This is a genomic window from Pseudoalteromonas sp. MTN2-4, from assembly GCF_042848605.1.
Lineage (GTDB): Bacteria > Pseudomonadota > Gammaproteobacteria > Enterobacterales > Alteromonadaceae > Pseudoalteromonas.
Map to the genome: position 1 here is coordinate 68,733 of NZ_BTGK01000013.1, position 13,164 is coordinate 81,896.

The window sequence follows — 13,164 nt, forward strand, 5'->3', positions numbered from 1 at the left end:
TTTTACAGCACATACTCGCTGCCATCTTTTGCAGTATAGGCTTTAGATTGACCTTCACGAACAATTGAATACTCGATGCCTGTTAAAAAGCTAATCCAAAGGCGTTTTAGTTGGGTTGCGTCATTATTACTATCTACAGCACTGAGCTGTGTTTCCATTTGAATATCATCAATGTGCGCCATATCAATTTTACCTGCATCACCACGGCGGTTGAAAGTCAGTTCAATATGTAAGCCATCTTTTTTCTTAAGCAAAATAGCTGTTGGATCATCACGGTGTCCGCAAAGGGCAACAAATTGTTTTGGCTGCTCTAAACCACAGTGACTGCCGTCTGCGAAAAACGCCATTAGGTGATTGTAGTAAACCAAGTAATGTGTCACTTGCGTGTGTGAACCCTGATCAAGTGGGCAATGCTCATCAAGATATTGTTTTGCAAGTGTCATTTTCTGGCATGTTTGATCTGTCATTTCACTGCGAGTTAGTGCTGTCATAATCGTAACCTCATTCGTTAAATCGTTTTTGTTGGTTGTTGAATTCAGTGTATGTGAATATTTTTTATAATTTCACAAAAAGAATTTCACAGTGTAAATTTTACAAAATCTGCTATTTTTACTATGTGAATAAAATATAAGCAGGGGACGGCAGTGAAAAAAACATCAACATTAATGCGGAAATCTCACTTTTTAGGGACCAAAATACGTAATTTAAGGAAGCGTAACCATCTGACATTAGAAGATTTATCTAGTCGATGTGTGAGAGTAGATGCCTATTCTGCGCCCTCTGTTTCTTACCTTTCTATGATAGAGCGCGGCAAGCGCACGCCGAGTCAAGAAATGCTTGAAAATCTCGCCCAAGTATTTCAAAAGCCCGTTGAGTGGTTTTTAGACAGTGAGCCTGAAAAAGATACCATTACCCCAGATAAAGGCAGAAGTGGCGGGATCACAGGTATGGCTCTTGAGCCCAACTTTCTGTTTAGTAATGATATTTTACAAATTGCGATTCCAGAAATGCTGTCTCAAACGGGAATAAGCGGCCGTCAATTCGCACATTTATTAATTCGTGCGCACCAAGAGCATCATCAAAATCATTTTCCTGATTTAGAGCGTGCAGCAGAAGAAGTAGGCAATAAAAACTTATATCTAACCTCCAACGATTTAATGCGTATCGCTCAAGAAAAAGGGTTAGAAATTAAATGGTTTAATGAAAAAGAAAACCATAACGAAGTAAAACAAGTTAATAAGTCACGATTAGTCAGTTCTTTTTTAAGAGCGCCTAATATTGTGTTTTTAAATGAGAAATTAAAAACGAAAGAAAGCCGATTAAAATATGATTTAGCGGTGCATATTGGACATGCAGTGCTACACAATCAAGACGGGGTTAAGTGCATTTTATCGATAGGTGGGGCTGAGCAAAAAGAAACCGAATTACACACCACACCCAATGCGCAAGATATTCTACAAGCTTGGCAAGACTTTGAAGCCAGTTTTTTTGCTGGCGCATTACTGTGTCCTAAAGCGCCGTTTAGGCAATTACTCGACAGCTATGGATACGATATCTCAGTACATAAACAACTCGATATTTCGGTGTCTGTGGCGATGCGACGCATGACTGTGGTGTCACCCTACCCACATTGGCATTACTTTGATGCGTATAAACCGGGTAAGTTGAAAGCGGTTTATCGAGGCAATGGTATTCCTCTGCCTTGGGGTAATATGCGTCAGGTTGAAGATCCCTGTCAGCACTGGGCGGTATTTAGAAAGTTTGGAGAAATGTCGCGAGAAAGCAGTGCCCAGCTTTCAATTTTGAGCGTTGATGGTAAGACGCGTTTGTATTGTTGCGAATCTGTATTAGTTGAGGATTTAGCTGGTGCAAAACATGTTCTGTGTATGGGTATTGATTTGAATCCTGCCATTGATGCGCAAGGCACTGATGCGCAAGCTGTCGTTGAGAACCTACAAGCACTTTGTATTAAACATGGCGGCTCAACGGTTGTGCCGCATAATATCCGTCAGCAATTGCTTAGTGTGGCACGTATTCTAAATATTAACTGGATAGAGCGGGGGCTAGCGTCTGAACTTAGAGTCATTTGTATTCGAGGTAACAGCTGCCCAAGAAAGCCGGGGTGTTATGGCAAATGTAAAAATGGCAAAATAACACAAAGTATTGAATATATACCCAAACCACCTCAAGATACGAGGTTCAGCGAGAATTGATTGGCTGTCAGACAAGGCATCGATTTGAAGGTCTAGTGGTTCTAAATCGAAAATTGATAACGCAGTATGAAAGCCAATCAAACTCGCCAAAAGGAGCGTGCTTTCAGTCCTATTTCATTGTCAAAGAACTTGGAAAGGACGCGTCATTTCGCTGCGTCCTTTTCCTTGAACTAGAACAGAAGGCAGCGCTCTGAATCATGCATATTGAGGAAGTTTGGGTATATTGGGTGAACTCGATTGAAAACAGTATTTATTACCGGTGCAAACCGTGGCATAGGGCTAGCATTGACCAAGGTCTTTTTAGTTGATGATTGGCAAGTAATCGCAACGTGTCGAAACAGCAGTACTGCCACTTCGCTTAATCAGTTAAAGAGCGAATTTAAAAAGCTTCAGGTCTATGAACTAGATATTACAGATTATCAGCAAATGGCAACTTTGAGCATGAAATTAGCAGACTCAAACATTGATGTGCTTTTGAATAATGCCGGGCTCTATGGGCCAAAAGGTTATGGTTTTGGCAATTGCGATGTAGGTGCTTGGCGTGACGTATTTGAAGCCAATGTGATTGCGCCAACTAAACTGGCAGAAGCGTTTGTATCTCAAGTCTTAAATAGTGATCTTAAAGTAATCGCAGCTTTATCGTCACGAGTTGGTAGCCATACTGAAAATACCAAAGGCGGCGGATACATTTACCGCAGTTCGAAAGCGGCTTTAAACTCAGTAGTCAAAAGCCTATCAAACGATTTGTTACCACAAGGCGTTAAAACTGTAGCGCTACATCCTGGCTGGGTTCAAACAGAAATGGGCGGACCAAATGCACTGATAAGTGCGGAAGAATCAGCGCTGGGGTTAAAGCAAGTTATTGAGTCTTTAACTGACGAGCAAAGTGGTGGCTTTTATAGCTATAAAGGTGATCAAATACCTTGGTAGGAAAAGCCTGTAGTTGCGCGGTTAGAAGCCGCGCAATGTTTCTTAACTAAACTTTAAAAAAGTAAAGCCATTTCTGCCGCTTGGCACTGACAACTGCTCTCACAAACTGTACACACATAACCTTGTGTATCACATAACTCGGTCCAGCGATTATCATGAAGCTTGATCAGCTCACCGCCTGCTTTTGTGAAATATTTCACCGCGCCATTACCTGGGCTTTGTTTCCATAAATGCGCAACACCTGCCAAAGCACCTTGCTGTCTTAAAGCAACAATAGAAGCATGAAGTAATTTGGGGCCTATGCCTTGGCCTTGAGCTTTTTCAGAAACTGCGATGCATTTGAAATATGCCATCTGTGAAGGGAGTACAGGCCAGAGTTTTGGGCTACACCACTTATCAATGTCCCATTGGTCTGCGGCATAACTTAGCCTAAACCCGACGAGCTCGTTTTGTTCATTTATTGCAACAAAGCTGGCATTAATATCATGCTTGATACCTTGTTGATGCATTTTAGTTAGGCTCTGCTCGTCCATATAGTTGTCACCATGAACGATGTTTGCCAGTGAGATAACATCTTGAAAATGCGTGTGTTCGAGAGGTAGATACTGCACGTATATCACCGATTTATTATTCTTCTACTGTTTAAGATAATGAAATAATTTTCGTTCTACAAGTATATATTAGAATCAATTGCATGAAAAAAGCAGACACAAATTTACACCTGCTTTTAACTATTGCAATTTTTCTTGGTGTGCATATTTACCGCGCACCTACTGAAAGTTAGGTTTTAAATTTATTGACAGCCTGCCATTATTACAAGAAACAGGCTATCAAAATCAATTTTCGTCTTAATAGCCTTTGACACCCCCGAATTGTACGTTTGTTCGTAAAAGTGACAGACAAACCTATATTAAAGAGACGTTACTTTGCACTTTCAGGCTGTTCGGCTCTTAAAAAACCGGCTGCTTCCTCATCTTGCTTATGTGCAATACTTTGTCCGCTCATTGCTCTCGTCTGCTGATTTAACTGATAAAGCTGTGAAGCATTTCCTAGATCTCTTTCACTGGTGATAGAAGCAATAGACTCTCTATCTTTCAAGAAGCTCAAAATATCATGCTTTATAGCATCTAATTGCGATTCATCTTTGTGCATCTCGAGTATATGCCTTGGGTGCTCTAAATTTTTTAAACCTGTCGCTGCGAATGTTGAACTCACAATACGTGAAACAATAATCCAAGGTGTGATGCTGCTTCTTACTAGCGTATTTTCTGAACGAGTTGAATCATGAATACCTGTACCTGTAGAAATCTTTGATTCGGTAAACGTGCCTTCACATTTGAAATATACAAGTAATGACTCGAATTGCATTTCTGCAAAAAATACATGGGCCGAATTAGTCATAAGGCGAGCAAAGGCTTTAAATATCGCACCTATTAAAAATAATTGAGCGATGTTTATTAACATCTGGGACGAGGTGGATAAGTTTGCAGAATTGAAAGCTGTTTCAAAGCTATTTATGTTTTGACTACTAACAAATTTAGCTAAATCAATTGTTTGGTAGGCTAATAAAACACTAAAGATTAGAGTGATAATAAAAAAGATATTACCGAATAATAAAGATAACAAGCGAGATAGCTCGAATGTTTTACCTAAGTTCATAGGTGAAAACTTGGGTTGTACTTCTTGTATCATTTCACCATTAAAGGCACCTTTACCATCAACTTGCTCTTGCAGTTTAGGGTCTAGCTCTTTATAAACTCTATTAGGAACCTCTCTGTAGCGCCTGTTAGCCATGACTAAATTATCAAGATTGATAAAGATTTCGTTCGGGTGAACAGATTCTTGCCAGTTTTCTCGTAATTCTGATACTTCAGTGACAGGATCAACCTTATTTAAACGGGCGCTAATCATAGAGCCAATAATTGCTGTGCCAATCAGTGCAAATACAACAATACCAATTAAGTACAGACCTGAATTAAAAGAAGGAAGTTGATTTAAAAATTGCTCAATATCTTGCTTCGAGAACCCAGTTTTGTTCATTAAAAATGACATAACAAGCCCAATGACTAAAGGTAAAACAATAGATAGGGCAATAATTTTGGTAAAACTTGCGGTGCCTAAGGTTTCAATCGTACTTTCTGCTTTTCTAGAAATAGGTCTTCCAGCCGAGCGCCAAGTAAGAAAAATTAAAAGCATTAAAAAACAGCTGTAAATAGGAAAGGCTAATTCACCAACTTCACCAGCAAAACCAGTTAAAGAAACGAAGGCGATCAGGGCGTATGACACTAAAGCGACAATCGTACTTATCCATGCATTGAAGATTCGTTGCGTCATATTTCTAACGGGATAAGGTAAGAATAGTAGTTTAGGTAAGAGACTATGGAGCAGTCTTGCGATGAAACCTTTTGGTTCGACAAAAGTGCTGTTCTTTCTTCCTACCAACATTTCTTCCAACGTTTTTGCTCGATAAGCTACATCATTTTTTTCGCTGTGAGCAGTAGATGATTCTGATTTGCTAAAATTATAGGCAAGAGAAGTCGGGTGATTTCTTCCAACAAAATATCTTAAAGTAGAGTAAATACCTGATGCTGCAGTTTTGAGTCCAATAGCTAAATTAACAATGCCAAATAGCATTAAAATCCAGCCCGAAATTTGATCTTCCTTTACAAGGCCTGCTGCGAAAAATAGCAGTGTCATACCTGTGAGAGTTTGAATTACCCCTCTTAATGCTGTCACTTTGCCTTCTAATTTGAAGGGGTTTTTGAGCCCAAGATCTATTGAGCCATAATCAAAAGCCATAAGTATTCACCTTTTTGAAAATTCTTTAGTACTAAAATTTTAGAATGTGGTTAATACCAATCCGGAATATTCAATTGATGGGGGAAGTTAAACTGAGACTAGCGTGGATAGGTTTTTAGATAAAACTAAATAGTTAGTAATACGCATGTAACTGACAATTTCCCTTTGCCAAAAATAGAACACTAAATTAAGTGGATCGGAACAATAAACATCGGAGACACTTTGCCTAATAATTTATTTATTATCAATGGTGTTTTGAATATTTTTATAGTTTTTATCAAAAAAATAAAGTTATGTTTACATCGGGAAGGGAAAGTGGCAAAGCTATTATTACAATGCCACTTTTAAATGCTGCTTTAGTTGAGCAGTGTGATTATTTTGCTATTCCCATCATCATCTTGAAATCTTAGTACAAAATCGTGTTTGCCATCATTATTGATGTCGACTAGCTTAATGTCGTTGCCATCTTCTGGTAGCTTGTGTTTAATTTTCCCGCGCTTTTTGTTTAGTACTGTCTTTGCATTACCATAGTAAACACTGAGCGTTTTACTGCCAGTTTTGAATACGGCATCTTGCTTGCCATCGCCGTTGATATCGCCGGCATAGTAAGTTAATGCCATTTCATCACTGCTCATGCCAATTTCCATTTCAACTTCTTTTTCAGAGTCTGGTTCTTCAGAAAAAGTGCCGTCAGGCTTTTGCGCATAAAAACTGATCTCTACATCAACATCAGTGCTACCGCCGCCCAGTGCCATAGAAGCGATGGTGCCTAGGCCAAAGTCGACATGAAACTTTTGTAATTCACTTTTACCATCGCCGTTAAAATCATTATCGAACTCAAAACGGCTGGTGCCAGACGCCTTAGGCAAAGTTAACGGGGTTGCTGAAAATTGACCATCTTTTTGTCCGTAGAATACCTGAAAGGTGAGTTCAACATCGAGCGAGTCCATGCCTTCAACAATTGGTGCATAACGCGTGACAAGGTCGAGTCTACCGTCATTGTTGATATCGAGTAATTTCGCAATGCGGCGATTCGCTTCAACGTCATCAAGTTTGCCCGTCTCAACAGGGAGTTTTAATGGTTTAAGCGCGTTTTCATAGCCTGTTTTATCGGCATAAAGTACATCGATTTTTTCTCTATCATGAAACACTAAATCATTAAACCCATCTTGGTTTATGTCGAATACTTTAGGCACCATGGTTAAGTCAATGTCTAGACGCAATTTACCACTGCTAAAATTACCCGAAAATTTAGGCTCAGTGCTGAATGTGTGCTCAGTAAAGCTGCTGTCAGGGTTTTGAATGTAAATCTCTGAGTGAGTTAAGTCAGGCAGAACAATGTCGCTCAGACCATCATTATTAATGTCGCTAATAAAATTGATTTTCTCGAACTCGTCGAATTCTAGTTTAGAAAGCAGTGCATTGGTTGAAAGCACCTTTTTAGCGCCCTGTTTATCGACAGCAAAAATACCTTCTTTATTCATCACAAAAGCGGTGATTTTAGATGATCCCGCAAGCTTGCCGTAATCAAAACCAAAAGTATCTTTTGGCAGTTCGAGCTTGGTAAATTCCATGCTTTCAAGATTAAGCTCAGCTAAATTGGCGTCTTCATCATGATAGGCAAACATAATCGGGCTTTTAGTTTCAATCAGGCTGCGATTGGTTTTTATTGGAATGTCTTTTGCTGCCATTGCTGAATAAGATGCGCCTAGAGTTGCCATCAATAAAAGCGTGTGTTTCATTTTAAATTCCTTTCCTCGAACTTGGTGTGGTCCTATCTTAGATTTAATTGCAGAGCAAACAAGTTCGAATTTGTAATGAACTGTTGCAAATGTAATGAGCACCCTACATGTTTTATGTGGATAGTGCTCGTCGCTTATCTGAAAATCAGCTACAATCCGCGTCGTTATTGAATTTAGGAGTTAGGCGAGTGTTAAACGATAGCCAATGTGTTGAAGCCATTATTAGCTGTATTAAACAAGTTTTTGAAACAGAGCAGTACGCTGATAAAGCAATAGAAGCTGGTCTTGCCAACCAAGCTTTTTGGAATCAAGCAACCAAAGCTTATTATGTGCAGCATTGCTATGAACTGATCCGTTATCATCGCCAGCTTAATACGGCACTTGATATCGATACCTCAGATGAGAATTGGCCGTGGCTACACTTTGAAGCTTATCAGCTGTTAAATGGCGTAGAGTCACCAAATTGGTCTGAGTTTGCAGGTTTAGATGTTGAGATATTAAAAGCAAACCTTGATGAAGCCTCGCCTGCAGAGCAACAAAGTTACCCTGACTGGCTTTGGCAACGCGCTGAGCAAGAGCTTGGTGATGATTGGGTTAATATCGCACAGGCACTGAACGTACCTGCGAAACCTTACTTACGTGTAAATACCTTGAAGACTGACGCTGAAACGTTACAAACGTCTTTGAAAAAAAGCCAATCAATCACCAAAGTACACGAGCAAGACAACTGTTTAGAAGTTGAGGAATACGGCTACTTATTTAAATCAGATGCGTTCAGTAAAGGCTGGTTTGAAATGCAAGATGCGGGTTCCCAGCAGATCGCACCATTACTCGATGTAAAACCGGGTCAGCGCGTTGTTGATGCGTGTGCTGGCGCGGGTGGTAAGAGCTTACACCTTGCTAACCTGATGCAAAATAAAGGCTACATCTTATCGATGGACATTCACCAACATAAGCTAGATGCTCTTAAAAAACGTGCTAAACGTGCGGGTGTGCACATGCTAGAAACGCGTTTAATCAAAAACAGTAAAACCATTAAGCGCTTAAAAGAAAAGTTTGATCGCGTGTTGTTAGATGTGCCTTGCTCTGGAACGGGGGTTCTGCGCCGTAATCCAGACGCAAAATGGCATTTACAACCTGAAAATATTGATACTCTGATCAATTTGCAAGCCGAAATTCTGCAGCGTTACAGCCAGATGTGTAAAGTCGGCGGAAAGCTTGTGTATGCGACTTGCTCTATTTTTCCGAGTGAAAACCAACAGCAAGTGCAGGCATTCCTTGAAAACAATCCAAACTTTGAATTACTAGAAGAATTAAACTTACAACCGGGAATAAACTCCGAGTACGATGGTTTTTATGCCGCTGTATTAACAAAGAAAGAAATTTAAAAAACTATCTAACCTGAGCTCAGGTTATCTTTAAAGAGCCGCGATTAAGCGGCTTTTTTTGTGTTTAATAAAATAAAAATTAAGGCAAATATTATGTCAGAACATGTTCGAGTGGGTGTCGCAGTTGTCATTATTCGCGATGGTAAAATTCTACTCGGTGAACGTATCGGCTCTCATGGAGCGAATACGTGGGCCACACCAGGTGGTCATCTAGAAATGGGCGAAGAAATAGCGGCTTGTGCAATCAGAGAGACGTTAGAAGAGACTGGTTTGAAAGTTTCTGACGTAAGTCAGTTAGGTTTTTCTAACGATGTTTTTAATCCATTAAATAAACATTATGTGACTTTGTATGTGGTGGCAAATGGTGTAGAAAGAGAGCCTGAAATCATGGAGCCAAATAAGTGCCTAGGTTGGCAATGGTTCGCCTTAGATGAACTGCCAAAACCGCTGTTCTTGTCATTAGAAAATTTTTTAAAGCAGGGTAAGTTACAGGCGTTAATTGAAAAGAAATAATCTAAGTAAGATAACAGAGGAGTCGGGGCATATTTTCATTAAAAAATTTCACTTAAAGAATAGCTTGCTCCAGAAACGATAAAAGGGCCATAAAGGCCCTTTGGTGAAGTATCGTTCAAGTTAGTGTGGTTACTTTAACCCCTTAAAGCAACCAACCAATTGTTTTGCAAATTTTAGGGAAGTCTCGTTAAGTTTCTAAGCTAGCGAGAGGAAAAACCCTGCAATTGCGGCGCTCATTAGGTTAGCCATTGACCCTGCTAAAACCGCCCTGAGCCCTAAGCGTGCGATATCCTTTCTTCGACTCGGCGCCATACCGCCAAGTCCGCCTAGTAAGATTGCAATCGATGAAAGGTTAGCAAATCCACATAACGCAAATGTGACAATTGCTTGTGTATGTGCACTTAACCCTTCTCGATAATTCATAAAGTCTAGATAAGCAACGAATTCGTTAACTACTAGCTTTTGTCCGATAAAACTACCGGCCGTTACAGCTTCGCTCCAAGGTACACCAAGTAACCATGCAACTGGTGCGAATACGTAACCTAAAATCTCTTGTAATGTTAGAGTTGGATGGTCAAACCAAGCACCAATTCCACCTAACAAACCATTTAATAATGCAATCAAGGCAACGAATGCAAGTAACATAGCACCTACGTTAAGTGCTAAATGCATACCGCTTGACGCACCTGATGCTGCTGCATCAATTACGTTTACAGGTTTTTCTTCATCAGAAATAACATCTGACAAATCTTGTTTTGGAGTTTCTGTCTCTGGCACTATCATTTTTGCCATTAAGAAACCACCTGGTGCAGCCATAAAGCTGGCAGCAATTAAATATTTAAGCTCTACACCAATAGCAACGTAACCTGCCATAACAGAACCAGCTACGGTTGCGAGGCCACCTACCATCACAGCAAATAACTCTGATTTCGTCATGCTTGGGATAAACGGTTTTACAATTAAAGGTGCTTCCGTTTGTCCAACAAAGATATTAGCTGTTGCTGAAAGCGACTCCGGACGAGACGTTTTAAGCAATTTTTGTAAGCCACCACCTAGAATTTTAATGACCCAAGTCATTATGCCTAGGTGATAAAGTACTGCGACTAACGCAGAGAAAAATACGATGACCGGTAATACTTGGATCGCAAAAATAAAACCAATATTACTGTCACTTTTTGCAAGAGAGCCGAATAAAAACTCGATACCGTCTCCTGCATAACCAATTACTGCTGATACTTTGCTTGATAATTGGTCAAGTATGTTTCTGCCAGCCTCTACAAATAGTACAAAACCACCTATAAAAAGCTGTAGTGCAAACGCCACCCCAACAGTACGCAAATTGATAGCTTTGCGATTCGTTGACGCTGCAAATGCAATACCCAGCAGGGCCATCATGCCCACTAGGCTCATTATTGTTGTCATGGTAAATTCCCGTTTTTATTCTTGTAGCAAATATTTTATCTTGCTTTTGATTATATCAATCGCCACGCGATTCATACCTCCGCGTGTAACCACTAAATCAGCTGAATGTTTAGATGGTTCTATAAATTGATAGAACATGGGTCTTACCGTTGCTTGATACTGCTCCACAACAGATTGTAGTGTTCGGCCTCGCTGCTCGATGTCTCGCTGCGTACGACGCAGTAAACAAATATCAAGAGGCGTATCAATAAATACTTTTATATCAAACTCTTTACATAACTCAGGGTCGCTGAGTAATAAAATGCCTTCAACAATTAATATTTTCGCAGGGTTAACCTGACGAGTTTCTTTACTACGAGTATGCTGTGCATAGTCGTAGCTAGGTACTTCTACAGACTGACCAGATCTTAATTGCTCTAAATGCGATTTAAGAAGCTCATGTTCAAATGCATCCGGATGGTCATAGTTTGTTTGTGTTCTATGCTCAAACGGTAAATGCGATTGATCTTTGTAATAGGCATCTTCTTCGATGATGGCAATAGAACCATCTTCTAGCTCATTTACAAGCTCGTTATAAATAGTTTGCGTAAAAAGAGATTTGCCAGATGCAGATGCACCAGCAATAGCTATAATTGTTCGTGTCACTAAAGTTCACACCCAACTGTTGATTCACTCGGAAGATCACAATAGCAAAAAAGACACGAATAATCTCTTTTGCTTCGCTTAGGGAGCAAATTTAACGATTTTGATATTTCTGCGACAGGACTTATGTCCGCTTGCTAAAAACAGGACTTTTATGACATTTTCGTGACAATTGGCGTCTAGTTTTAAAAGCGGACTTATGTCCTGTACGCTGTTGTTAACCAACTATTAAAGTATCCAACACTGATTCGGAGGCAATTATTTATTCTCCAGATTGGCATAAGTTAAGAGGTAAATTATGGCAAGAGCAATTATCCTTATGGCAGACAGCTTAGGCGTAGGTGCCGCTCCAGATGCAGAACAATTTGGAGACTTAGGAGCAAATACCCTTGCGCACCTTTTAGCTGCATATAAAGAAGGTAAAGGAGAAGCTCTCCCTTTACCTAACTTAACTAAACTTGGTTTAGTAGACGCTTGCGAAGCAGCGGGTAAAGAAGCGTGTGAAGTGGCAGAACGCTCAGCGCCAAAGGCAGCTTGGGGTTATGCAAAAGAGCTTTCAAGTGGTAAAGATACGCCATCTGGTCATTGGGAAATGGCGGGTGTACCTGTGTTATTTGATTGGGGCTATTTCCCTAATACACAACCTTGCTTCCCTGAAGAATTTGTTGCTGAACTGTGCAAACGCGCTGAAATTCCAGGAATTTTAGGTAACTGCTACGGTTCAGGTACCGTTATTTTAGAACAACTGGGTGAAGAGCATGTAAAAACGGGCATGCCAATTTGTTATACCTCAGTTGATAGTGTGTTCCAAATAGCCGCACACGAGCAATCATTCGGCCTTGACAAGCTTTATCAAGTATGTGAAATCGCACGGGCACTGCTTGATGATATGAACATAGGGCGAGTGATTGCGCGGCCATTTATAGGCACTTCGAGTGCCGACTTTATTCGCACAGGTAATCGTAGAGATTACTCTGTTCTACCTCCTGCACCAACATTATTAGATAAGTTGTCGCAAGATGGTGGTGAAGTGATCAGTATTGGTAAAATTTCTGATATTTATGCCCACCAAGGCATTACTCAGAAGCATAAAGCGCCAGGTTTGATGAATTTACTAGAGAAAACCTCTGAAATCATCGACAGCGCCCCTGATCACAGTTTGATTTTCACTAACCTTGTGGATTTTGACGAAAAATTTGGTCACAGACGTAATGCAGTAGGTTATGCCGAAGCGCTAAAGCAATTCGATGATTTCCTACCAACGATACTTAATAAATTACAAAAAGATGATTTATTAATTATTACGGCAGATCACGGCTGCGATCCAACAGCACCAGGTACAGATCATACACGTGAATATGTACCAGTACTGGCTTATACACCGGGGATTGACAATATCGCACTCGGCGAACGACAAAGTTTTGCTGACATAGGTCAAACCCTTGCCCAGTGGTTTAATTTATCAACACTTGACTACGGCGACAGCTTTGCTGACGACCTGATCAAGGCGTAAGA

11 protein-coding genes are annotated in these 13,164 nt (G+C 40.2%); 5 read left to right on the forward strand and 6 right to left on the reverse strand.

Annotated features, from left to right (window positions below; translation table 11 throughout):
• Positions 1–2: 2 nt before the first annotated feature.
• Complete coding sequence (locus ACGHEH_RS20535) at positions 3–539, reverse strand: malate synthase (RefSeq protein ID WP_349287950.1); 537 nt, start codon at positions 537–539, stop codon at positions 3–5.
• Positions 540–644: 105 nt separating this feature from the next.
• Between ACGHEH_RS20535 and ACGHEH_RS20540 the strand changes: the two genes are divergently transcribed.
• Both ACGHEH_RS20540 and ACGHEH_RS20545 read left to right on the forward strand, forming a co-directional pair.
• Positions 645–2,213 (forward strand): DUF3612 domain-containing protein, encoded by a 1,569-nt coding sequence (locus ACGHEH_RS20540; RefSeq protein ID WP_390449298.1) that lies wholly within the window; start codon positions 645–647, stop codon positions 2,211–2,213.
• Positions 2,214–2,450: 237 nt separating this feature from the next.
• A complete protein-coding gene (locus ACGHEH_RS20545) occupies positions 2,451–3,143 on the forward strand; it encodes an SDR family oxidoreductase (protein WP_390449301.1) in 693 nt (230 codons plus the stop codon).
• 53 nt (positions 3,144–3,196) lie between these two features.
• On the opposite strand, the gene ACGHEH_RS20550 is transcribed toward ACGHEH_RS20545, so the two are convergent.
• The 3 genes from ACGHEH_RS20550 to ACGHEH_RS20560 form a co-directional block, all read right to left on the reverse strand.
• A complete protein-coding gene (locus ACGHEH_RS20550; protein WP_349287898.1) occupies positions 3,197–3,754 on the reverse strand; it encodes a GNAT family N-acetyltransferase in 558 nt (185 codons plus the stop codon).
• Between the two features lie 310 nt (positions 3,755–4,064).
• The gene (locus ACGHEH_RS20555) at positions 4,065–5,942 is read right to left on the reverse strand and encodes a hypothetical protein (RefSeq protein ID WP_390449304.1); all 1,878 of its coding nucleotides are present in this window, start codon (positions 5,940–5,942) and stop codon (positions 4,065–4,067) included.
• 356 nt (positions 5,943–6,298) lie between these two features.
• A complete protein-coding gene (locus ACGHEH_RS20560; RefSeq protein WP_390449307.1) occupies positions 6,299–7,684 on the reverse strand; it encodes an FG-GAP repeat domain-containing protein in 1,386 nt (461 codons plus the stop codon).
• 107 nt (positions 7,685–7,791) lie between these two features.
• Between ACGHEH_RS20560 and ACGHEH_RS20565 the strand changes: the two genes are divergently transcribed.
• Together ACGHEH_RS20565 and ACGHEH_RS20570 are read left to right on the forward strand one after the other, a co-directional pair.
• Positions 7,792–9,072 (forward strand): RsmB/NOP family class I SAM-dependent RNA methyltransferase, encoded by a 1,281-nt coding sequence (locus ACGHEH_RS20565; protein WP_390449310.1) that lies wholly within the window; start codon positions 7,792–7,794, stop codon positions 9,070–9,072.
• A 93-nt stretch (positions 9,073–9,165) separates the two neighbouring features.
• Positions 9,166–9,585: an NUDIX hydrolase gene (locus ACGHEH_RS20570; protein ID WP_390449313.1), complete on the forward strand. Its 420-nt coding sequence runs from the start codon at positions 9,166–9,168 to the stop codon at positions 9,583–9,585.
• A gap of 195 nt (positions 9,586–9,780) precedes the next feature.
• Here the strand turns inward: ACGHEH_RS20570 and ACGHEH_RS20575 are convergent, their stop codons facing one another.
• Positions 9,781–11,007 carry a NupC/NupG family nucleoside CNT transporter gene (locus tag ACGHEH_RS20575; RefSeq protein WP_138567470.1) on the reverse strand — a complete coding sequence of 409 codons (1,227 nt, stop codon included), beginning with the start codon at positions 11,005–11,007 and terminating at the stop codon, positions 9,781–9,783.
• A 15-nt stretch (positions 11,008–11,022) separates the two neighbouring features.
• Positions 11,023–11,652, reverse strand: coding sequence for a uridine kinase (gene udk, locus ACGHEH_RS20580; protein ID WP_058032252.1), 630 nt, complete (start codon positions 11,650–11,652; stop codon positions 11,023–11,025).
• Between the two features lie 295 nt (positions 11,653–11,947).
• On the opposite strand from udk, the gene ACGHEH_RS20585 reads away from it, so the two are divergent.
• On the forward strand, positions 11,948–13,162 hold the full coding sequence (locus tag ACGHEH_RS20585) for a phosphopentomutase (protein WP_390449316.1): 1,215 nt from the start codon (positions 11,948–11,950) through the stop codon (positions 13,160–13,162).
• The last annotated feature ends 2 nt before the right edge of the window (positions 13,163–13,164 follow it).